We start from the raw sequence: 23,686 nt of genomic DNA, 5'->3' as shown, positions 1-23,686 counted from the left end.
GTGCTGTATCAATAGCTAACTTATTCATGCATTTGCCGGTGACGTTGAAAAGAGAATTCTCTAACCGATGCCCGGTATCATGGTGAACGACTGGCTAGAAATCTGCATAGAACCCAAGGTTGGCGTCTCATAGGCCTGCTCTGGGTGAGGGGGGGTCAGACAAGGAAACAGTGGTGAAACCTATTGCCGGCTACGGGGAAACCCCTCCATAATTTCATCGGTTGTCCTTTGCGGCAAAACTGCTTTCCGGTGGGTCAACTATTATTAAGACGTTTTGCATACCTTGTAGTTAGGGTGGCCAGACGCTCTGAAACTGATTCGACATTTCTCAAAGGTGGTTTATGGCCATTAGTGTAAATCCCAGAACATGGCTAGCAGCGCTGACGAACCGGACTTATTTGCCCGCGTTGGTGACCTTTGTCGTTGTTTTGGTCGCCACTATCTTTGCTGAAAAACAGAATGCAACAATTCACAATCAGTCAGTTAGGGCGGATGTTCAGCATCAGGCGGGCTTGCTGGGGTCCCGTTTAGAAGGTCATCTTAGCGCCAATATTCAACTGGTCCGCGGCTTGGTTGCTGTGTTGGCAACCGAGCCGGATATGACACAAGAACGCTTTAACCAACTTGCCCACGAAGTGATCGGCGACCACAAAGAAGTACGCTTGGTCGCTGCAGCACCTGATCTTGTGGTGTCATTGGTTTATCCTATCGAAGGCAACGAAGCCGTGATGGGGTTAGACTATAACAAAAACCAAGCACAGCGTGACGCCGCCTATCGTGTTCGTGACAGTGGTGAAATGGTTCTGGCAGGTCCAGTAAACTTGGTCCAAGGGGGGCGCGGGTTTATCAGTCGGCATCCAGTTTTTTTGGGTTCAGGCCCTGACCGTCGCTTTTATGGCATTCTGTCGACCGTAATTGATGTTGATACCCTTTATGCTGAAGCTGGTGTAACCGATCCTAATGCCGATATCGAAGTCGCCCTGACGGGCCAAGATGGCATGGGGGCAGATGGTGCGCTGTTTTTTGGAGACGCCGCAGTTGTGGATGACAATCCCGTTCTGTTGGATATCTCTCTTCCTGTCGGGACATGGCAACTCGCTGCGCGGCCAATTGATGGCTGGCCTGCAAAGCCATCCAATTTGTGGGCGATGCGGCTGACATTGCTGACAGCAGGCGCGCTCATACTTTTCCCAACTTTACTGGTTGGTCGCCTTTCGGCAGCAAGGCGTGCGGTGATCATGACCCTCAAACGGCGTGAACGCCAGCTTGAAACGCTTTCGCGAAGGCTGGGCGTTGCAGTCGAAACCTCCAAAATTGGCATTTGGGAATTCGATCCGGATCGGGGTGTGCTCATCTGGGATCAGCGGATGCGAAGTCTTTATGGCTATCTTGCTAAGGACCAAGAAATTGACTTGGAAAACTGGTTGCAGCGCTTGCACCCCGATGATCATGACCGCGCAGTTCAGATCTTTGAGGACGCTTTGGCAAATTCCGGGCAATATGCGTCAGATTTCCGAATAGTCCTGCCAAATGGCCGGGAGCAACACATCCGTGCGCTGGGCAGAGCGTTTGTTGATGCCACCGGTCGGACCCGCATGGTTGGGGTGAACTGGGATGTATCGCAGGATGTACACCTGCGCGAAGAGTTGATGAAAGCCAACCGTACCCTGCAACAACGCAATGTTGAATTGAATGCTGGCCAAGCAGCCTTGGAAAAAACCCACGCAAAGCTGCAAGAAAACCAAGCCGAGTTGCATAGGCTTTCTCTTGTAGCGAAACATGCCTCTGACAGCATCGTATTGACGGATGCAAATAACCGTGTGGTTTGGGTCAACGATGCCTTTACGCGGGTATCAGGCTACTCTTACGAAGAAGCAATTGGCGCCACACCCGGCGATATGTTTAACGGCCCCAAAACTGACCTCGAGGTCGTAAGCCGGATTCAGGATCATGTAAAACGGGGTGAGATTTTTTATACGGAAATTCAAAACTACACCAAAGCAGGCGAAGCGCTTTGGCTTGATGTTAATGTGGTGCCAGTTCTGAACGACGAAGGCGAAGTTGATCTTGTCATAGGCATCGAGCGCGACATTACCAGCGTCAAGACGCGCGAACTTGAGCTGGCTGAGGCCAAATTTGCCGCCGAGCAGGCTGACAGAGCAAAATCGGATTTCCTTGCAAATATGAGCCATGAAATTCGCACTCCGATGAATGGAATTATCGGAATGGCGGGTTTGTTGACCGAGGCTGGTCTCGCACCCGACGAGCAGAAGTATGCGGATACGATACAGGAATCCTCGTTGGCTTTGCTGAAGATCATCAACGATATACTCGACCTGTCACGACTTGAGGCGGGCAAACTTGAAATTTCACCCGCAGATTTTGACCTGTGTCACTGCATTGAAAGCTCAATGGACTTGCTGCGACCCAAGGCCAAAGACAAAGGAATTGAACTAACAGTCAAATATGCCAAGGGCATGACTTACGCGGTTCACGGTGACGATGGGCGCTTGCGCCAGATCCTGGTAAACCTTGTTGGCAACGCGGTGAAATTCACCTCTGAGGGGGCAGTGACAGTAAATGTCTCGACGACAGAGGATGATCCCTATCGGCTTTTGGTTGATATCGAAGATACTGGGATCGGGATCTCGCCCGAGCAAGCCAAGCACATCTTTAACCGCTTTTCGCAGGCCGATAGTGCAACGACACGCGCCTATGGTGGTACCGGGTTGGGGTTGACCATTTCGAATGTTCTGGCCGAGCGGATGGGCGGAACGATCACTTTGCGTTCGGAACTAGGGAAGGGCTGTTGCTTTAGTCTTGTTGTGCAGTTGTCGCCATCACAGGGTGAGGTTGTCGAGGCAGAGCCACAGCCAGAGACACCTGTGGCAGTTCTGGCCGATAGTCTGGTTCTGCTTGCCGAAGATAACCGGGTTAACCGATTGCTGGTACATAAATATTTGGCGGATCAGCCGCTGAAATTGATCGAATCGGTCAATGGCCGAGAAGCTGTTGAGATGTGTCAGGAACATCTGCCAGATATCATCTTGATGGATATGTCGATGCCCGAGCTGGATGGTATTTCTGCGACACGTGAGATCCGGGCGCTGGATATCGAGCAGCCGACAATTGTGGCACTCACGGCCAACGCCTTTGAAAGTGATCGCGAAGCATGTCTTGCAGCCGGCATGGATTGCTTTCTGTCAAAGCCGATCAAAAAGGCGCTGTTGCTCCAAACATTAGCCGCGCTACAGGCTGAGCGTCAAAACACGCAAAAAACGGCGTAACATTCGCGGTTCCGCCAACGCTGCTAAATTGCGATTTTGGAAATTTATTTGTTTTGCCCCATCTGATTGTGCAGGTGCTGTCGGGTCGTGATCATCACGAGACACCGGCGGTCATCTGTTGTCACTGAGGTGGAGGTTTGGCAGCATGGATTTTCTGTGGTCGCTATTGCCGCTGTTGATCAAAATGGCAGTAGTGGTTGGCGTATTGCTGTTGTTGCCGCTCCCACTGACTTGGCTAGAGCGAAAAATTGCGGCCCATATTCAACAACGCCCCGGTCCCATGCGGGTTGGCTGGCATGGTCTGCTACAGCCCCTGGCTGATGCCGTTAAACTCCTGACCAAAGAGGATCACATCCCGGCCCAGGCCGACAGGTTGCTTTTTTCTATCGCGCCTGTTGTTGCCCTGGTGCCGCCATTTCTGGTGTTTGTGGCCATCCCGTTTGGAGAGCCCATTCAGATGTTCGGACATGAGGTCACACTGTCCATTTCGGACCTGAATGTTGGGTTGCTTTTCATACTTGCGGTGTCGGGGATTGGTGTGTTTGGCACCATCTTGGCCGGCTGGGCATCGAACAGTAAATACGCTGTTCTGGGAAGCCTACGATCAATCGCCCAAATGATTTCCTATGAAATACCAATGGGCTTTTCGGTTATTGGCGTGGTGATGCTGGCCAACTCCATGCAGCTCAGTCAGATCGTCGCCTCGCAACAGGGGCTTTGGAATATTGTTGTCCAGCCGATTGGTTTTTTTGTTTTCTTTGTTGCCGGCATGGCCGAGGCACAGCGCATTCCCTTTGACCTTCCCGAAGCCGAAGGTGATCTGGGGGCGGGGTATCACACCGAATACAGCGGCATTCGCTTCTCGCTTTTCATGCTGGCCGAATACCTGGTGGTGGTCTTTCTCTCCTTCCTGAACGTGCTGCTTTTCTTTGGGGGATGGCTTGGCAACCCAGCCTTTATCCCACCTGTTATCTGGCTGTTTTTAAAGGTTGGTTTCTTTGTCTGGGTGTTTATGTGGTTGCGTTTCACGTTTCCGCGCTACCGTTATGATCAGCTGATGACAATCGGCTGGAAGGTACTGTTGCCGTTTTCACTGCTGAATATTCTAGTAAGCGGCTTTTTGATGTTGTGAGTGATGGGGCCCGATTGATGGCACGAACGGGGTTAAAACAACGCGGTTGGATTGGGCGGGTTTTCTTTGCTGATCTGCTTGCCGGACTGCGTCTGACCTTGGGGTATATGTTCTCTAGAACCGTGACGCATCGATATCCTGACTATGAAAAATGGGTGCCTTATCAACGCCACCGCGGGCATCATTTTATGAACACCAATGAGCAGGGCGAGGTGAACTGTGTAGCCTGTGAGCTGTGCTCAAAGATCTGCCCCTGTGATTGCATTACCGTCATCCCGTTTGAAAACGACAAAGGCGATCGGCGTCCCATGGTGTTCGACATCAATCTGGCAAGGTGCCTGTACTGCGGGCTGTGCGAGGATGCTTGCCCCGCAGATGCGATCAAACTTGGACAAGAATATGAAGTTGCAACAAACGACCGGGCCAAGCTGTTGGTGCATCTCGACGATCTGATTGCTGCCCCGGGCAAGGCCGCTGACGGCGGTACAGTTCGTCCTGCAAAGCTGAACCGATCAGGGGACCTCAGATCAGAATTACGAACCGATAAACCATCCAAAAGCTTGGACTGGTGGTCACGGATACGCAGGGGCAAATAACGATACCGAGGGAGCAATGCCCGAAACGTTGCACCATCAAATGTGATAGAAAGGGTGATCGAATGTATGTCAGCACAGTATTGCAGCACAAAGGGTCAGAAACCTATTCCGTTGCTCCAGACGACAGTGTCCTGACTGCGCTTCAGTTATTTAATACCAAGAAAATTGGTTTTGCGGTTGTGATGGATCCGGCAGGTAAGCCAATGGGCGGTATTTCTGAACGGGATATCTGCAAATCACTTGCTAACGCCGAAGGCGAGGGGCGACAGCGTCCTGTCCGCGATGTCATGACCGCGGTCGCAACCTGTGCCCCGGATGACAACCTGATCCGCATTATGGCGCTGATGACGGAAACCCGAAACCGGCACATGCTGGTCTACAATGATGAAGGGTTACAGGGCGTGATCAGCATCGGCGATGTGGTCAAACACCGGTTGGATGAGATCATGCGCGAAGAGGAAGAGCTGCTGAAATACATCGATGGTACGGGTTACAGCCTGTGACAACAGGCGACTGAGCCACCTTGCATTTTGGACAAAGGGCAACACAGGAGTACGAGGATGGAGCGCGAGTTTTTTCTGCTGTTAGCGGTTGTTGCCGTTGCATCAGGCGTGCTGGTTGTCGTTGCCCGAAACCCTGTTCACAGCGCATTGGCGCTGGTTGCCTGTTTGGTTCAGATCGCAGCGCTCTATATTTTGCTTGGCGCACCGTTTCTGGCGGTCATCCAGATTTTTGTTTATATTGGCGCTGTCATGGTGCTGTTTTTGTTCGTCATCATGATGCTGGATGTGCGCAAAGAGGCCCAGACCAGATATCTGAACAGCGCTAAAGTACCGGGTCTTGTGGTTCTAGTGGTCCTTTCGGCGGAACTGATCATGCTTTTGATCCAAAGCACCCGACTGCACGCGGTGATGGGGCCCGGTCAGAAAATAACAACGCAGCCCTCAGTCGAAGAACTTAGCCTGTTGCTGTTCCAGGATTTCCTGCTCCCGTTTGAGGTCGCCTCGGTCATCCTGTTGGTTGCCCTTGTTGGCGCTGTTATCTTAGCCCGCCCTGGTGGCGCGGTCGCAGTGGCCCCAAAGCAAGAGAACCAGGAAGAGGTTCCGCGATGATCCCCACTGCTTGGTATCTGATGCTTGCCGCAACGCTGTTTATCATCGGCGCGGCGGGCGTTCTGTTGCGCCGCAACGTGTTGATCGTGCTGATGTCACTCGAACTCATGCTCAACAGCGTCACCCTCAACCTGCTGGCCTTTGGGCATGTGTTGCAGGACCTGCGCGGCCAGATCTTCGCTATTTTTGTCATTGCGATCACCGCAGCCGAGGTTGCGGTGGCGCTTGGAATTCTCGTTGCGCTTTTGCGCAACAAACACACGTTGGAAGTGGATGAATTGACAATACTGAAAGGCTGAACTCTTTGGAATTTCTGCTGTCTATCAGACCTTTACTTGCCATCGCCGTCAGCCTGACGGCTGCAGTCGTGATCTTGTGTTTGCGCAATCGAGCCGACATGCGAGATGCCACATCTGTTGTCGCAGCCGTGTTGAAATTCCTCATCGTTGTCTCTTTGGTGCCGATGGTGCTGGCCGGTGGCACCCATGATCTAGCCCTGTTCGAGGTCCTGCCGGGGATCGAATTTGCGTTCCGCGTGGATGCGCTGGGCATGGTCTTTGCTTTGGTCTCCAGCCTGTTGTGGATTTTTGCCGCGATCTATTCCATCGGCTACATGCGCAGCCAGAACGAGCACGCGCAAACCCGTTTCTTTGCGTCCTTTGCGGTATCACTGTCTGCCGCAGTTGGTGGGGCCTTTGCCGCCAATCTGTTCACTCTGGTGATTTTCTACGAGGCGCTGAGCCTGATCACCTATCCACTGGTTTACCACAAAGAAGACGACAGCAGCTGGGCGGGCAGCCGTCGCTATGTTGTTTATCTGGTTGGGGCATCAAAGTCGCTACTGCTGGCGGCGCTGGCCTTGACCTATCATTTGGCGGGCTCGCTGGATTTCATGCCGCTGGGTTTGCTGGGAGGCGTCGATGCTTCTGCCGTGCTACTCTGCATCGTCTACTTTTGCTACCTGTTCGGCTTTGCCAAGGCAGCGATTATGCCGTTTCACGCCTGGCTTCCTGCGGCAATGGTGGCCCCAACGCCAGTCAGTGCTTTGCTGCACGCCGTGGCCGTGGTCAAAATGGGCGTGTTCTGCGTGCTAAGGGTGGTCTTCCACGTCATGGGCGTGGACCTGATGGGCACATTGGGGCTGGGTTTAGCCACTGCCTATTTGGCGTCGTTCACCATCGTCATGGCCTCGATCTATGCGCTGACCCGCGATGATCTCAAGGCCCGATTGGCCTATTCAACGGTCAGCCAGCTGTCGTATATCATTCTTGGTGCAGTGCTGCTCACCCCGATGGCGGCAGTTGGCGGCATCACCCATATCGTGGCCCATGCCTTCTCCAAAATCACGTTGTTTTTCTGCGCAGGGTCGATCTACTGCGCCTCTCACCGGCGCAATATCAGCGATTTGGCAGGCATAGGGCAGAAACTGCCCTGGACCATGGCGGCGTTTTTCATTGGCTCTCTTGGCATGATCGGCATCCCACCATCGGGCGGTTTCATCAGCAAATGGTACCTGGTCCTTGGCTCGATCGAGGCGAATGAAATGGTGTTCCTGATCGTGCTGCTGGTCAGCGCCATCCTGAATGCCGCCTATTTTCTACCCGTCACCTACACCGCGTTTTTTGAAAAACCCAAGCCGCAGGTCGACCTGTCCTTGGTCGCACTGCACGAGGTACGCGAGATACCTATGGTGGTGGCGCCATTGATGATCACGGCAGTTATGTCGCTGATATTGGGATTAAATCCCGGATATTTTGTTGACTTGGCGCAGATCGTGATGCGGGGGGCAGGGCTGTGATAGTGACACGTTTGGTAAGATTCTTTGGCGATAATCATTACAAGAAAATGCGCTGGCGTGTACTGATTGGAATATTGGTTGTTATTGTGGTCGCAGACCTGTTGGTGCCACGCCACCATACTGAATATTTCTGGGAAACCATTCCTGGGTGGAGCGCGGTCTTTGGCTTTGCCAGCTGCGTTGCCATCATCTTTGTCAGCAAATTCATCGGCCACAGTGGCGGTATTATGCGCAACGAGGACTACTATGACTGAGTGGTCGCATCCCGCCTTGATCATGCTGCTTGGTGCGGCTGTGCTGCCGTTTGTGCAAAACACGGCGCAGAAACTCACCTCGGTTCTGGTTCCGCTCCTTGCGCTGGCGGCAGTGGTGCAGATGGCAGAAGGGAGCACAGGCCATATCCGCTTTATCGGAGTGGATCTTGTGCTGTTCCAGGCGGACAGGTTGTCGCTGGTCTTTGGCTGGGTCTTTGCGATCATGGCGGTGATCGGCAACATCTACGCTTGGCATATCACTGATACCGCCCAGCGGGTTGCCGCCTTTCTCTACATAGGTAGTGCTTTCGGAGTGGTCTTTGCCGGCGATTGGCTCACCCTGCTGGTCGGGTGGGAGGTCATGGCCTTTGCATCGGCCTATTTGATCTTTGCCTCGGCCAACGCGAGGGCTGTTGGGGCTGGGTTCCGCTATTTGATGGTGCATGTTGCAGGGGGCGTGCTGTTGTTCGGTGGCATCGTCCTTCATGGAACGCAAACCGGGTCCTATCTGGTTGGCCCCTTGGATCATGGGCAGGGTGGTGTCGCCTACTACCTGATCCTGATTGCCTTCCTGATCAACGCGGCTGTACCGCCGCTTAGCGCCTGGTTGACCGATGCCTATCCCGAAGCCACGGTGACAGGGGCGGTGTTCCTCAGCGCCTTTACCACCAAAACTGCCGTCTATGTGCTGATCCGAAATTACCCCGGAACCGAGGTTCTGGTGGGCCTTGGCGTGGCGATGGCACTGTATGGCGTGGTTTTTGCGGTGCTGGAAAACGACTGCCGCCGCCTGTTGGCCTATCACATCATCAGCCAAGTTGGTTACATGGTGGCCGCTGTGGGCATTGGCACCGAATTGGCGCTGAACGGTGCGGCCTCGCACGCCTTTGCCCATATCCTGTACAAGGGATTACTGTTCATGGGGGCGGGGTCGGTGATCTTGATGACCGGACGGCGCAAACTGACCGAGTTGGGCGGGCTGTATCGCACCATGCCAATGACGGTGGTGCTATACATGGTTGGCGCACTGGCGATCTCGGCCTTTCCTTTGTTTAGTGGCTTTGTCAGCAAAAGCATGATCGTTTCAGCCGCCGCAGGGGATCACCGCGCCGCTGTGGCGCTGCTGCTGACCGTGGCCTCATCCGGAACATTCCTGCACACCGGGCTCAAGCTGCCGTATTACATGTTCTTTGGCAAAGACTGTGGAATGCGCCCACCCGAACCGCCGCTGAACATGCGGCTGGCCATGGGGATAGCGGCGCTGTTCTGCATTGGCATCGGCGTTTTCCCCGAGGCGCTCTATGCGCTGATGCCGTACCAAGTGGATTACCACCCCTACAGCGGCGCCCATGTGACCGAGAGCCTAAGCCTGTTGATGTTCACCCTGTTGGCCTTTGTCTTGTTCCTGAAATATCTTGATCCGGAAAAGACCATCAGCCTGGATACTGATTGGTTCTACCGCCGTGGGGCGCGTGGTTTCATGTGGGTGGCCCGTCACCCGTTGCAGTGGTGGGAACATTGGGTGACCGGCCTGGGGGATGGTGTAGGGTTGCGACTACTGCACCACCTGTCGCGGTTCAGCATGTGGCTGGATGAGCATTTGGTGGACGCCGCAGTGAATGGAGTGGCCAAGGTTGCGCGGCGCAGTGGATTGCTGATGCGACAGCTGCAAACCGGGATTGTGTCGCATTATGCCTTTGCGATGATCTTGGGGCTGATCGTGATCCTTTGCGTGCCGTTGGTAACAAGCATGGTCTTACCATGACAGACATTCCGGTTCTCAGCATATTGATCCTGCTACCGCTTATCTGTGCGGCGCTGATCCCATTTATGCATGGGCTGAAAACCGTTCGTTGGTTCGCGCTTGAGGCGCTGTTGGCCGACTTTCTGATCGCGCTGTGGATCCTGTACAAGTTCGACACCACCACGCCCGAAATGCAGTTTGTCGAAAGCCACGATTGGGTGCCTGCGCTGGGCATGGGCTACAAGCTGGGCATTGATGGCATCAGTGTATGGTTTATCCTTCTCACCAGCATGCTGGGTTGGATCTGTGTTTTGGCTTCGTGGCGGGCAATCACCGTGCGGGTTAAAGAGTTCATGACCTGCCTGTTGACGATGCAGGGGCTGATGATCGGCGTGTTCTGCGCACTTGATATGATCCTGTTCTATGTGTTGTGGGAGGCAATGCTGGTGCCGATGTATCTGATCATCGGCATTTGGGGTGGGGCCAACCGTGTCTATGCCGCATTCAAGTTCTTTCTTTATACACTGGCAGGCAGCCTGCTGTTCCTGATCGGCATTCTCCTGCTTTACTTTGGCGGCGGACAAACCTTTGATGTTCTGGCCCTGATGGAGGTGCAATATCCGTTCACCTTGCAAATCTGGGTATTCCTAGCCTTCCTCGTCGCCTTTGCCGTCAAGATCCCGATGGTGCCGGTGCACACTTGGCTGCCAGATGCCCATGTGCAGGCCCCCACTGCGGGCAGCATTATCCTTGCCGGTGTGCTGCTCAAGATGGGAGCCTACGGGTTCCTGCGCTTTTCGCTGCCGATGTTGCCCGATGCCTCGCAGTATTTCGCGCCGATGATGATTGCCCTGTCTGCCGTGGCGATTGTCTATGGCGGCCTCCTGGCGCTGGCCCAGAGCGACATCAAGAAGCTGATCGCCTATTCCAGTGTCAGCCACATGGGATTCATCACACTTGGTTTGTTCACGCTGAACCAAAACGGCATGTCCGGCGCGGTGATCCAGATGTTCAACCACGGTGTCACCACCGGAGCCTTGTTCCTGTTTGTAGGTCTGATCTACGAGCGCACCCATTCACGCGAGATCGCCGCCTATGGCGGGTTGATCAAGGCTGTGCCGCTGTTTGGCATCCTGTTCGCTGCCTTCCTGCTGGCCTCAATGGCGGTGCCCGGTCTGAATGGTTTTATCGGAGAGCTTTTGGTGCTGACCGGAGCTTTTGCTGTCAACAGCTGGGCCGGGGTAACCGGGGTTCTGGGCGCGCTGATTGGCGCGGCCTATCTGTTGGGCCTGTATCGGCAAATGCTACTGGGTGAGACCCGGTCTCCGGATGATGCGCCGTTGTGGGATTTGGGGCGGCGAGAGCTGGCCTGCGCTGCGCCGCTACTGCTGTTTGTGGTCTGGTTCGGGCTTTACCCCAAACCCTTCCTCACCATCTTGCAACCCTCGCTGGATCACCTGATGACGCAACTCGATACGCAGCAGGCAGAGCCATGAGGAGATGCGCATGGATCTGACGGTTGTCATGGCATCGGTCTTAGCCTCGGGGCCTGAGATCATCATCATCCTTGGTGCTTGTGTGGCCTTGATGCTGGCTCTTGTCCCACGTCCGGGGCAGGGGACACTGCTGGCCGGGCTTAGCCTGCTGATGATTGCTTTGGCGGCAATGATGACCCTGTCGCTGGGCCAACAGCCCCAATCCGCCTATGCGGGCATGTTTGTGATCGACAGCTTTTCAACCTATTTCAAGCTGCTGCTGTATCTGGGCACAGCGCTGACGATCCTGATTTCGGGTGGTTACCTGACCTCGGAACATGCTGCCAAGGGCGAATACTACGTGCTGATCTTGTTTGCTCTGACCGGGGCAATGATCATGGTCTCGTCAACCGATCTGTTGATGATTTACATCGGGATCGAACTGCAAGCGCTGTCGATCTATGTTTTGGTGGGGTTCCTGACCAGCAACGGCCGCTCAAACGAGGCGGCGCTGAAATACGTCATCCTTGGCGCGTTCTCATCCGGCTTGATGCTGTTTGGCATGTCGCTGTTTTATGGCCTGACCGGCACCACCCAGCTGAGCGCAATGGCTGAGGTTCTGGACATCACCGACACCAGCTCTCCATTGCTGGCGCTGGCCACCCTGTTCTTGGTTGCTGGCCTACTATTCAAGGTGGGCATGGTGCCGTTCCATATGTGGGTGCCAGACATTTATGAGGGCGCGCCGTCGCCAATCACCGGTTTTATGTCCACCGTGGGCAAGGTTGCGTCTGTCGCAGTAATTCTGCGGCTGCTGGTTCAGGACCTGTCGGTGCTGGACACCATCTGGCGGGACAGCCTCGTGGTGGTCACTGTGCTGACACTTGCCATTGGTACACTGTCGGCTCTGGTGCAGACTAACATCAAGCGCATGCTGGCCTATTCTTCGATTGCCCATGCGGGGTTCATCCTGATGGGCCTGCTCGCGGGTGGGGCCGAAGGCATAGCCAGCGTGATGCTCTATCTGCTGATTTTCACCCTGACCAATCTTGGTCTGTTTGCGGTTATTGTTTTGTTGAACAAAGGCGCAGATCATGGCGAGCCGATCGAAGACTTCGCTGGTCTCGGTAAGTCACACCCCGGCGTGGCCCTGATGGCGATGATCTTTCTTCTGTCACTGGCCGGTATCCCGCCAACCGGAGGCTTCATTGCCAAGTTCTATGTGCTGGTGGCTCTGGTCGACGCGGGGTTTGTGCCCTTGGCGGTAATCGCCGTGCTGTTCAGTGCCATCGCGGCGTGGTTCTATCTTCGCATCATCATGCTGATGTACATGACCCCGGCCGAGCCGCCTGCAGAGTTCCATATCGCACCTTCTATCGGATTGGCGTTGATCATCACGCTGATCGGTACAGTGATCACCGGCGTCCTTCCTGCTTGGTTCATTGGCGCAGCTAAGGTGGCCACGATGGGCGGTTTTGGTTGAAAATGCTGGGTTTGGATTACCTTGATCTATGAAGCGCCCGTCACGGCGCACCAGATCTGGAGTTGACGTGGCAAAGGTGGACTAGAGCAACGACAACAAGGAAAGTAATATGCCAATTGATTTCCTTCCTGTGTTCCTGATGGTCGCAATTGTTGTGGCTCTGTCGGTGTTCATCCTGACGCTGTCACGGCTGATCCGACCAAACAATCCATACCCCGAGAAAAACCGACCCTATGAATGTGGGGTCGATCACGTGGGCGAGGCTTCGGCTGGACTATTCAAAGTACAGTATTTTGTGATTGCCATCCTGTTTGTGGTCTTTGACGTTGAAACCATGTTCCTGTTCCCCTGGGCGGTGGTGCTGCAGGACATGGGCCTGTTCGGTTATATCGAGATGTTCGTTTTCATCGCGCTGCTGCTGGTGGGCTTTGCCTATGCCTGGATCAAGGGGGCGCTCGAATGGGTGACCTGACCGACCGCTTCCAAGACAACGTGTTCTTCACCACCTCAGACAGTATCATCAACTGGAGCCGAAAATCCTCGCTCTGGCCGCAAACCTTTGGCATTGCCTGCTGCGCGATCGAGATGATCTCGGCCGGCTGTGCGCGCTATGATCTGGACCGCTTTGGCGTGGTGTTCCGCCCATCGCCACGCCAGTCGGATGTGATGATCGTGGCGGGCACGGTGACCCGCAAAATGGCCCCGATTGTGCGGCGGTTATACGATCAGATGGCCGAGCCGCGATATGTCATCGCCATGGGCACCTGTGCCATCTCGGGCGGGGTCTATAACACCTATGCCGTGGTGCAGGGGGTGGATCATATCATTCCGGTAGACATCCACGTTGCCGGCTGCCCACCACGCCCCGAGGCGCTGTTACATGGATTTGTGCAGTTGCAAGAGAAAATCACTGGCACGCGGGTGCTGCGCCGCCAACAACCGGCCGAGGTTTCTTGATGGCAGAAGTCGATGGCATGCTCACCCCGATAATGCAGGCCTATGGTCAGCGGATCAGCCTGGATAAATCCGCCGCTGACATGCCCTGTCTGCAAGTATCCCCCGAAGATTTGGTCGCCCTGTGCACCGAACTGCGGGATGATCCGGCCTTTGGTTTTGATTTCCTGTCCGACATTTGCGCGGTAGATCATCATCCTGAAACCCCGCGCTTCATGCTCGTCTATCACTTGTTCTCAGTCCGGCATAAATGGCGGCTGCGGCTGAAATGTCATCTTGGTAATCCCCCGGTCGCGCCCACGGTCACAGTTGTTTGGACCACTGCCAATTGGCACGAACGTGAAGCCTATGACATGTACGGCATCCAGTTCGATGGTCACCCGGATCTGCGCCGCATCTACATGTGGGAGGGCTATGACGGATATCCGATGCGTCGAGACTTCCCGTTGCGTGGCTACAAGGATAACTACAATCCGTTGGGCGTTGAACGGCCAAACGGAGGTGAGCAATGACCGACACCGTCGTCATCGACGAGGTCACCACGGACACCGGCCTTTCGCGTGAAGTGCTGATGAACCTTGGTCCCCAGCACCCCAGCACTCACGGCGTGCTGCGCCTGCTGTTGCAAATGGATGGCGAGATCATCGAACGGGTTGAGCCGCACATTGGCCTGCTGCACCGGGGCACCGAGAAGCTGTTCGAAAGCTTCACCTACACCCAGATTTTCCCGCTAACAGATCGCTTGGATTATCTCTGCCCGCCGTCCAATAATCTTGGCTATGCGCTGGCGGTCGAGGGATTGCTGGAAATAGAGGCCCCAAAACGCGCGCAGTACATCCGGGTGATCATGGCCGAGCTGTCGCGGATCTCCGGCCACCTGCTGATCACCGGCGCATTGCCTATGGATGTCGGCGCGATGACCTCACTTCTGTACACCATGCGCGACCGTGAAATGGTGATGGACCTGATGGAGATGATCAGCGGTGTTCGAATGCACACCTCCTTTGTCCGGGTTGGTGGCGTACGCGAAGACCTTCCGGACGGGGCCGAGGAACGGATCCTTGAGTTTTGCGATATCTTCGCTGCGCGGATTTCCGACTATGAAACCCTGCTCGAAAATAATCGCATTTTCCTCGCCCGTGTGGAAAACATCGGCAACATCACGGCGGAAGATGCCATTGCGCTGGGCCTAAGCGGCCCCAATCTGCGGGCCTCGGGCGTTGATTGGGACATCCGCCGCGATGAACCTTATGAGATCTACGGTGAGCTGGAGTTCAACGTCATCACCCGTCACGACGGTGATTGCTATGACCGTTGGAAATGCCGCGTGGACGAGATGCGCGAAAGCCTGTCGATGATCCGACAATGTATCGAACAAATGCCCAAGGGCGACATTCTGGTCGATGACCCCAAAATAGCCTTCCCGGTCGACAAGGATCTCCTCTCCCATTCGATGGAAACCCATATCCACCACTTTGAGCTGTCGGCCTATGGCTTCAAGGTTCCCGCCGGAGAGTACTATTCCGCCATCGAGGCCCCAAAGGGCGAGCTTGGGTATTATCTGATATCGGACGGTAGCGAAAAACCCTTCCGGCTCAAGGTGCGATCGCCGTCCTTTGTGAACCTCCAGTCGCTGACAGAACGCACTACCAATGTGCGTTATCTGGCGGATGTGATCGCCATGTTGGGTAGCTTGGATCCGGTGATGGGGGAGGTCGACAAATGAGCGACGCCCGCAGTCTGAGTGACATCAAACATGATCTGGCCGACGAGGTGCACCAGGTCATCAGCCGATATCCCACTAATCGCAGTGCAATCATGCCGTCCTTGGATCTGGCTCAGCAGAAATACGGCAGCGTTGACGAGATGGTTTATAAGGCGGTGTCTGAATTGCTGGACGTGCCCGAAATTTGGGTGTTCGAGGTCGCGAGCTTTTATACGCTGTTCGACCGCACCCCCAAAGGGCGACACCACGTTCGGTTCTGCACAAACCTGTCCTGCATGCTGCAAAACTCGGATGCCTTGCTGCAACATCTCCAAGATCAGTTGGACATCCGTATCGGTGAAACCACCAGCGACGGCGCGGTGACACTGTCGGCTGTTGAATGCCTTGGTGCCTGCGAAATGGCACCAATGATGATGGTCGACGACCAATACCACGGCAATCTGACAACAGAAAAACTGGATGAGTTTCTGACGGCTTGGCTCGCGCACCCAGCCGAGGAGGTGTCATGAATACGCCTGTTTTGTTGAAGAACATCAACATCCCCAATGGGCATAGGGTCGAAACCTATGAAATCTCAGGCGGATATGTTGGCTTGCGTCGGGTGCTGAAAGAGTATTCCCCGGACGAGGTGATCGAAGAGGTCAAAGCCGCCAACTTGCGTGGTCGCGGTGGGGCCGGGTTTCCAACCGGGTTGAAATGGAGCTTTGTACCCAAAGATAGTCCCTTGCCGCGCTACCTGTGCTGTAACGCCGACGAGGGCGAGCCGGGCACTTTCAAAGATCGCATCTTGATGGAGCGCGACCCTCATCAACTGATCGAAGGCATGGCCATCGCCGCCTATGCCATCGGCTGCCGCACCGCCTATCTCTACATTCGCGGGGAGTACGGGCTGTCGATTGAGCATTGCCAGCAGGCGATAGACGAGGCCCACGCCCAGGGTTACCTGGGACAGAACATAATGGGCAGCGAGCATTCGCTGGAAATCCACATCCACAAAGGTGCCGGTGCCTATATCTGCGGTGAGGAAACCGCGATGTTGGAATCCATCGAAGGTCGGCGCGGGCAACCCAAACTTAAGCCCCCGTTCCCAGCGGTGGCCGGGCTCTATGAATGCCCGACAGTGGTGAATAACGTCGAAACCCTTGCTTGCCTGCCGCATTTGTTCCGGCTTGGCGGCGAATGGTTTGCCTCTATCGGGCCAGATCACTCACCCGGTCCTAAATTGTTTGGGCTCAGCGGGCATGTCAAAAAGCCCGGGGTTTACGAAATGCCAATGGGGATGCCTTTGGGCGAGATGCTCGAGGTCTTCGGTGGTGGGGCACTCAATGGCTCCTTTAAGGCCGCGATCCCTGGCGGGGTGTCAGCCCCGATGTTCCCCTGCAGCCAATTTGACATCAAGATGGACTATGCCTCGCTGGCCGAGGCGGGCAGCATGTTGGGCTCTGCTGGGGTGATTGGGTTGGACGAAACCGCCTCCATCCCCGCTGTTGCGCGGCGCGTCACCGAGTTTTTCAATCACGAAAGCTGCGGTAAATGCACCCCGTGCCGCGAGGGGCTGACCTGGGCCGCCAAGATCCTGCGCCGGATTGAGGCGGGGCAGGGGCGGCAGGGCGATGTGGAGCAGTTGGAAATGCTCTGCGGTGGCATCTTTGGCAAAAGCTTCTGCGCGTTGGGAGATGGTGCCGCCTGGGCGCTGGGCGCAGCGCTAAAACACTTTCGGCATGAATTTGACGACCTGATCACGCCGCAATCAAGGGTGGGCTGAAAGGAGCGCAGAGATGCTAACCTGCACATTGGACGGTCAAACAGTTGAAGTGGAACCCGGCACCACAATCCTCACCGCTGCGCACGCGGTTGGGATTGATATCCCAACTTTCTGCTTCCACGAACGTCTGTCCCTGTCTGCATCGTGCCGCATGTGTCTGGTTGAAATTGAGGGCCGCAACAAGCTGGAACCCGCCTGCGCCACGGTTATTGCACCTGATATGGTGATCCGCACCCAGACCGACAAAGTGGCCGGTACCCGCGAGGACATGCTGGAAATCCTGCTGGCCAACCACCCGCTGGATTGTCCGGTTTGTGACAAAGGCGGCGAGTGCGAGTTGCAGGACACAGTGTTTCGCTATGGCAAAGGGGACTCCCGCCTGCGCGATCCCAAGCGAGTGTTTCGTCAGCGTGACATAGAGTTAAACCAGGTGATCGTGTTCAATGCCAACCGCTGCATTCAATGCCAGCGCTGTGTACGGGTCTGCGAAGAGGTTGTGGGCGATGTGGCCCTTGGTACCGCCGAACGCGGGCTAGACAGTGAAATCACCGGAGTTGGCAACAGTCTAAAAGATTGCAGCCATTGCGGCAACTGCATCGAGGTCTGCCCTGTTGGCGCCCTAATGAGTATCCCATATCGCTATAAGGCGCGGCCCTGGGATATGGTGAAAACGGAAACCATCTGCAACATCTGCGGCACGGGTTGCAGCCTGACAGTAGAAACCCGGGATGGAGAGTTTAAGCGGATCAAAAGTGATCCCGAGACCGGAATAAATGGCGAGTTACTCTGTGCAAAAGGTCGGTTTGCCTTTGACGCTGTGGAGACTGGTCGTCGCGTGACCGAACCAATGATCCGCAAGAATAGCGCGCTTGTACCCGTGGGCTGGTCTGAAGCCATCCAATTTATCGCTAATCGCGTTCGCGCGATCAAGGACAGCGATGGCCGTATTCAGGGCGTGATATCACCGCGGCAAACCAACGAAAACGCATTTATGTTTCAGAGATTGATCCGCCAAGTGTTTGGGTCTCAGGACATTCAATCAAGCACCCGCTTCACCGGTTTGCATAGCCTGGATGGGATAAAGGCTCTGGCTCACTTGGTGCCAGAGTGCATTGACCGTGTGCCATTTGAAACCGTGTTGCGGGCAGAGTGCATATTTGTTCTGGGCGCAAATATCAGCGAAGAAAACCCGGTAAGCAGCTACTTGCTACGCTCGGGCTTAAGGGCGCAGCGCAACGAGCTGCTTGTTGCCTCATCCCGGCCCAGTAGCTTGGACAACATGGCCAAGGCGTCATGCCATTTGCTTCCGGGATACGAAGCTACCCTGTTGTCGCACTTGGTGAGAGGTGTGCCACCCTTGCCAACCCAGAAACTAAGCGATTTTGCATCCACTTCGGGCTCAATTCTTGCCGAGGCCAACAGTCTGACCCTGTTGATCGGCACCGAGTTTTTGCGCGGTCTTGGGGCCGTGCAATGTCTGCAGTGGATTGGCGTGACTGCGGACTATTTCAAATCTCTGGGTAAGACGGTTTATGTTCAGTTCCTGTTTGACCGTCCCAACCAACTTGGCCTTTGGGATATGGGATGCCTTACAGGGATCTCGCCAGGATGGCAGCCGTGCGAAAAACCCGCTCCCAAGACCGACACGCCCCTGGATCTACAATATGTTTTCGGGGCAGACCCGATGCGCGCTAGCCCTGTGAGTAGCTCAGCTGAGCCGCCTCCCTCTGATCCACCATTCCTTATCGTTCAGGCGCCATATTACAACGCGACAGCAGATCGGGCTGACATAGTATTGCCTGCAAGAACTATAAGCGAAGAGACCGGCAGCTTCACCAATAACGAAGGGCGCGTTCAAACACTACAACCGGTTTATCCGTCGCCAGAGGGGGTGCTGTCGACATTGAAAGTGTTCAATCTTATTGGGCAAGCACTGGAGCACGGCCCCTTGGCAAGTACCTTAGACGATGTGCAAGGCCAAATTACGGAGAATAGCCTCGTGTTTGGTGCATCTGACCCGGATCAAGAAACCAAACGAACCAAGCCAACCGCTCTGTCGTCCGCCCCGGCCTTATGGCTAGAAGACAGCGATTTGAAGCCAAATCAAAAACACTTGATTACAGGCGATAGCTTGTTCCAGTCGACGCAGTTCACATCGCAGCAGTCCGTACTGTTTGATGTGGACCAAGGCCCCTATGTCGAGATGAACCCCGGATCTGGGCCAGACCATGCATTTGATGGAATGACAGCAACCCTTTTTTCCGGCGGGCTCAGTTTTACCGCCCCGCTTAGGATAAATAGATCCCTTGATGAAAAGACAGTTTTTGTTCCCGAGACATTTTTAACGGTTCAAGGCAAAAAAAATCTGTGTTGTGGAGATTACCCTAGGGTTGTGGAGGTGGTATTGTCCGGTGTTGTTGATGCAAAGCCCTAAGTCGCTTTTATGCAGGTTGGGTCACCGCCAGATGTGTGTGATTTTTGCTGTTATTACGACCGCATAGACTTGTCTTATCCAGGTCTGAAACTTGGCCGTAGCCAGAAATACAGGCAACGCTGCCTATCACCTCACGTTACAGCTGGATGAGCTAAACTAGTTTTGAGTGTGGTGATTATCCCTGTGGTTGTGTGGGGTTAGGTGTTTTTCAAATGTCGAGTTTTTGGGCGCTGGATAGTGCCTGTGACGAAGCTAGCTAAATTAGGGAGCTCGAATTTACGCATCAATTTTCAACTGGAATGGATGGGCAATTACCGAATGAGTATAACGGCGGATGGCATTGATATCACCTCACAGACACAGGTCTGTGATATTGTTATAATCGCGGATCTGACACGCAATGGCGACATTGGTTTACGCATCAGTCAGGAAATTCGAACCTATCACAAAATGGGCTATAGCACTGGCTTGCTGAACCTTCCGGTGCAAAAGAAAAACGCCATTATTTCACCTGACATTCAGTGTTGCGTACGTAAGCGGCAAGCGCATGTAATTGACGCGACACATCCGACACAGGCCAAACTGGCGATTGTTTACTCACCAGAATCGGTCAAGTCACCTCCCGATAATCTGTCCGGCGTTCGCGCCGACAAGGTTGTGCTGGTTCATGATCGGAAACCCAACATCGAACAGATGGGGCTTTGGTTCAGCTTCGATTTTGGTCCAGTCTCATGGGCCCCCACCAACCGCTGGGTTCGCGCCAAGCTTGAGCAATTGGGCATGCCGGTGGACATCGAGGCCGAGGATTGGCGGCCGATCGGACTTCCAATTCAACGGCATAACATGCGCGCCAGAAGCGCGGGCCCAATTGTAGTCGGCAGGGTAAGTCTGCCCGGCGCTGTTCAGTGGCCTAAGACGTCCGAAGAGCTAGAAGCTGTTTATGCCACCGACGGCAGTGTTGATTTTCGTGTCCTTGGCGCCCCGTTGGCTGATTTGCTCAAAGAAACCAAGATCTCGGCCAACTGGGACTTCATGAACTTCGAAGACACAACAGTTGAACGTTTTATCGAGATGCTGGACGTCTTTATGTATTTTCCCAGCGCAGTTGCACCTGAGTTGCCAGAGGCGGCGATTGCCGCTGTTATGGCGTCGGGAAAGATCGTTGTGTTGCCGCCCCGGTTTCAATCGCATTTTGGCCCAGGTGCCATCTATGTGGAGCCTGAGCAGGCGATGGCCACAGTCAAAGAACTGTTCTTAGATGACGAAGCCCTGGAAACTGCGCGGGCCAATAGCGTCCATCATTGCAAGTTCCAATTCTCGGCATCTGCTCACTGCGATAGAATTCGTTCCCTGATAGGAGAGGGCACCAAGCCTGTTAAGCATAAATCTACAAAGCAAAAAGACCGCCCTAAACGCGCGCTAATGCTGCCCTCAAACGGGGTTGGGTTGGGCCACGTCACCCGACTGCTGGCAATTGCCCGCCGGATGGATCAACAGGTGGAGCCAGTTTTCTTTACCTTGGCTCAGGCGGCACCGACAATTGAGAACTTTGGATACTTGGCTGAGTACTTCCCTTCTCAAACTGAAATTGACGCAAAGATAACAGATTGGGACCCCTGGTTTCAGTACGAACTGAGCGAAATGATCGCCCGCTATGACATCGATGTTGTAGTTTATGATGGCAACAATCCAACACCGGGCTTGATCAATGCGGTCATGGCGCATGGCGATTGCCGCCTTGCTTGGATGCGCCGGGGAATGTACGGCGAAACGTCCTCACCTTATATGGAAAACTCTCGGTTCTTTGACTGCATAATCGAACCTGGTGAAATCGCCGAGGAACGGGACGCTGGAGAGACATCGTTGCGTCGGCACGAGGTCATTCAGGTGGATCCTATTCGATTGCTGGATGATGGCGAGTTGTTGCCTCGCGAACAGGCCATAAGTGCTCTTGGCTTATCGCCAGAAAAACCGGCCGCATTGGTACACTTGGGTGGGGGAGCCAATCGGGACATCCCTGGGCTTGCCACCCGCATTATGGACGAACTCAAAGGGATCGAGGGCCTACAGGTCGTGATGGCTGAGTGGCAAAATGGGCTAAGCCAGTTGCCACACTGGCCCAACACACATGTGCTGCGCGGTTTTCCCATCAGCCGGTATTTCAACGCCTTCAACTTCTCGGTTGCGGCGGCGGGGTACAACACCTTTCATGAGGTTCTTGGCTTTGGTTTGCCAACGATATTTTTGCCAAACCGACACCCGGCGATGGACGACCAAAGTGCTCGGGCGGAATTTGCCCAGGACAATAGCGCCGGATTTGATTTGCCTGATGACCAGCTGTTTCACCTTCCTGCTCTGTGTGAGGCGCTGCTGAACGACAAGGCGCGAGATTTTGTGCGCGACAAGTGCTTGGGATTGGGTCGCAAGAATGGCGCCGGTCAAGCTGCGTCGGCTGTTATGGAATTAGTGGGGATCCAATGAATTCTGGAAAACATGAAAAATTCAATGTGAAACCTGAGAAGACAACCATGTCCAAACAAGAAACGGCTCTGAATTGCCCAGCAAACGCCGGGCGTGAGCGGATTACCGAAATCGGCTTGCAAGAAAAGCTGATAGAGATCGATTGGGTGTCGGATCACAAATCTTCAGTGGTGCGGGTGAACAGCGAGGTTCCTACCGAAGAACAAAAGCTGGCATGGCCTACGCTTATGACCCCGACAAAATCTTTTAAGCCCAAACGGAACAGTTCGGTTCCCACCACTGCGCCAATTATGCTGGTCGCCGTATTTGGGCGTGACGACGAAGGTGTGCAAGGCACCGTGCGCCAAATTGAACAGCAACAACAACAGACCAGGAACTTCATCCCTCTTTTTCTGACCGACAGCGCTTTGCCCAGCGTGTTTCGGCATGCTGGTTTTAACTTCGAGTATTTCCCACCAGGACAGTATTGCGACGAGACCCAAAGAGAATTGTTCCAGCAGAAATTTCTGAAAATCTGGGGCAGGTGGCGGGCTGAAACGCTGGTGGATCTCAGCGCGCCGGGCTTTCTAAAAGATCGTCTTGATGATTTTGAATTGCTAACCCACCCCATGGAAGAGCCTGAAAACAAATTCCAACCGCGTCGAAGACCCACTGGCGACCGGTCACAATCTTCAACCGATGTTGCTGCGCTCAGGGCGGAATACCTGACCAAGGGGCTGGACCAAAAAGAAGATACTTTTGTGCTGTACCGGATTTTGGGCAACGATTTACCGCCGCGCCACAAAGAAGGTCAAACACTGGAAAATCTGCGCTTCTTACTGGATCACGAACCGCCGCTTGATAACTGCGAAAAGCGCTGGGTGGTGAACCGGATGGTGAACCCGGTCCAGGAACAATCCATTTTGGATTTGCTTGAACAATATGATCAACCCTACTTGAGAATCCCATTTGAACTAGACGAATATCGCAAGCAGGATTGGGATTTGGAGAGCTTCCCGGATCTCGATTTCTTCCTGAATGGTCGATTTTCAGACATGAATGAATACGGGCAGCAACGTGCTGAATCCTATGCCCGACGTCACAAAAACAGATATGCAATCAACAACAACGGTGCCCGCAATACCGCGCTGCGCGATGGACTAGGCCGGGCGAAATGGGTGCTGCCCTGGGATGGCAACTGCTTCCTGACCAAAGAGGCCTGGGACGAAGTTGTCGAAGGTGTCACATCTGCCCCCTATATGAAATATTTCCTTGTCCCGATGGCCAGGGCTTTGGACAATGCGGATCTGCTGCAAGAGGGCTATCGGCCCGAGGCCACCGAGGAGCCTCAAATTCTGTTTCGCTGCGACGCTGGTGAGGAATTCGACGAGAGTTATCACTATGGTCGGCGCCCAAAGGTCGAGCTGTTTCTGCGTCTGGGCCTCGCCGGAGGATGGAACGCTTGG

Annotated in this window: 19 protein-coding genes; all 19 read left to right on the top strand. The window is 54.5% G+C overall.

The genetic code is table 11. The features are described from left to right. Positions 1–341: 341 nt before the first annotated feature. On the top strand, positions 342–3,287 hold the full coding sequence (locus AC2T28_RS13390; RefSeq protein ID WP_486749488.1) for an ATP-binding protein: 2,946 nt from the start codon (positions 342–344) through the stop codon (positions 3,285–3,287). Between the two features lie 145 nt (positions 3,288–3,432). Then, a complete protein-coding gene (nuoH, locus tag AC2T28_RS13385; protein ID WP_486749487.1) occupies positions 3,433–4,419 on the top strand; it encodes an NADH-quinone oxidoreductase subunit NuoH in 987 nt (328 codons plus the stop codon). Between the two features lie 17 nt (positions 4,420–4,436). Continuing rightward, positions 4,437–5,015, top strand: coding sequence for a NuoI/complex I 23 kDa subunit family protein (locus AC2T28_RS13380; protein ID WP_486749486.1), 579 nt, complete (start codon positions 4,437–4,439; stop codon positions 5,013–5,015). A gap of 62 nt (positions 5,016–5,077) precedes the next feature. Next, entirely contained in the window at positions 5,078–5,518 is a 441-nt protein-coding gene (locus tag AC2T28_RS13375; protein WP_486749485.1) for a CBS domain-containing protein, read from the top strand. Positions 5,519–5,575: 57 nt separating this feature from the next. After that, a complete protein-coding gene (locus AC2T28_RS13370) occupies positions 5,576–6,127 on the top strand; it encodes an NADH-quinone oxidoreductase subunit J family protein (RefSeq protein WP_486749484.1) in 552 nt (183 codons plus the stop codon). Continuing rightward, positions 6,124–6,426, top strand: a complete 303-nt coding sequence (nuoK, locus tag AC2T28_RS13365) for an NADH-quinone oxidoreductase subunit NuoK (RefSeq protein ID WP_486749483.1) — start codon at positions 6,124–6,126, stop codon at positions 6,424–6,426. Before AC2T28_RS13370 ends, nuoK begins: the two co-directional genes overlap by 4 nt. Positions 6,427–6,431: 5 nt before the next feature. Beyond that, positions 6,432–7,925, top strand: coding sequence for a monovalent cation/H+ antiporter subunit D family protein (locus AC2T28_RS13360; protein WP_486749482.1), 1,494 nt, complete (start codon positions 6,432–6,434; stop codon positions 7,923–7,925). Positions 7,926–7,972: 47 nt separating this feature from the next. Further along, positions 7,973–8,179, top strand: a complete 207-nt coding sequence (locus AC2T28_RS13355) for a hypothetical protein (RefSeq protein ID WP_486749481.1) — start codon at positions 7,973–7,975, stop codon at positions 8,177–8,179. Then, positions 8,172–9,944: a Na(+)/H(+) antiporter subunit D gene (locus tag AC2T28_RS13350; protein ID WP_486749480.1), complete on the top strand. Its 1,773-nt coding sequence runs from the start codon at positions 8,172–8,174 to the stop codon at positions 9,942–9,944. Before AC2T28_RS13355 ends, AC2T28_RS13350 begins: the two co-directional genes overlap by 8 nt. Beyond that, positions 9,941–11,419, top strand: coding sequence for an NADH-quinone oxidoreductase subunit M (locus tag AC2T28_RS13345; RefSeq protein ID WP_486749479.1), 1,479 nt, complete (start codon positions 9,941–9,943; stop codon positions 11,417–11,419). Before AC2T28_RS13350 ends, AC2T28_RS13345 begins: the two co-directional genes overlap by 4 nt. A gap of 10 nt (positions 11,420–11,429) precedes the next feature. Next, positions 11,430–12,881 carry an NADH-quinone oxidoreductase subunit N gene (locus tag AC2T28_RS13340; RefSeq protein ID WP_486749478.1) on the top strand — a complete coding sequence of 484 codons (1,452 nt, stop codon included), beginning with the start codon at positions 11,430–11,432 and terminating at the stop codon, positions 12,879–12,881. Between the two features lie 109 nt (positions 12,882–12,990). Next, complete coding sequence (locus tag AC2T28_RS13335; RefSeq protein WP_486749477.1) at positions 12,991–13,353, top strand: NADH-quinone oxidoreductase subunit A; 363 nt, start codon at positions 12,991–12,993, stop codon at positions 13,351–13,353. Then, positions 13,341–13,838: an NADH-quinone oxidoreductase subunit B gene (locus tag AC2T28_RS13330; RefSeq protein ID WP_486749476.1), complete on the top strand. Its 498-nt coding sequence runs from the start codon at positions 13,341–13,343 to the stop codon at positions 13,836–13,838. The genes AC2T28_RS13335 and AC2T28_RS13330 overlap by 13 nt, the downstream gene beginning before the upstream one ends. Further along, a complete protein-coding gene (locus AC2T28_RS13325; RefSeq protein ID WP_486749475.1) occupies positions 13,838–14,347 on the top strand; it encodes an NADH-quinone oxidoreductase subunit C in 510 nt (169 codons plus the stop codon). Before AC2T28_RS13330 ends, AC2T28_RS13325 begins: the two co-directional genes overlap by 1 nt. Further along, complete coding sequence (gene nuoD / locus AC2T28_RS13320) at positions 14,344–15,561, top strand: NADH dehydrogenase (quinone) subunit D (RefSeq protein WP_486749474.1); 1,218 nt, start codon at positions 14,344–14,346, stop codon at positions 15,559–15,561. Before AC2T28_RS13325 ends, nuoD begins: the two co-directional genes overlap by 4 nt. Next, positions 15,558–16,070, top strand: coding sequence for an NADH-quinone oxidoreductase subunit NuoE family protein (locus AC2T28_RS13315; RefSeq protein WP_486749473.1), 513 nt, complete (start codon positions 15,558–15,560; stop codon positions 16,068–16,070). Before nuoD ends, AC2T28_RS13315 begins: the two co-directional genes overlap by 4 nt. Then, the gene (gene nuoF, locus AC2T28_RS13310; protein WP_486749472.1) at positions 16,067–17,326 is read left to right on the top strand and encodes an NADH-quinone oxidoreductase subunit NuoF; all 1,260 of its coding nucleotides are present in this window, start codon (positions 16,067–16,069) and stop codon (positions 17,324–17,326) included. Before AC2T28_RS13315 ends, nuoF begins: the two co-directional genes overlap by 4 nt. 13 nt (positions 17,327–17,339) lie before the next feature. Further along, positions 17,340–19,760 carry a molybdopterin-dependent oxidoreductase gene (locus tag AC2T28_RS13305; protein WP_486749471.1) on the top strand — a complete coding sequence of 807 codons (2,421 nt, stop codon included), beginning with the start codon at positions 17,340–17,342 and terminating at the stop codon, positions 19,758–19,760. Between the two features lie 318 nt (positions 19,761–20,078). Then, positions 20,079–22,241, top strand: coding sequence for a glycosyltransferase (locus AC2T28_RS13300; protein ID WP_486749470.1), 2,163 nt, complete (start codon positions 20,079–20,081; stop codon positions 22,239–22,241). Positions 22,242–23,686: the final 1,445 nt, after the last annotated feature.

It is taken from the genome of Parasedimentitalea nitratireducens, assembly GCF_057444295.1.
Note: the sequence above shows the minus strand (reverse complement) of the source record. Positions and strands in the feature narration are given on the sequence as shown.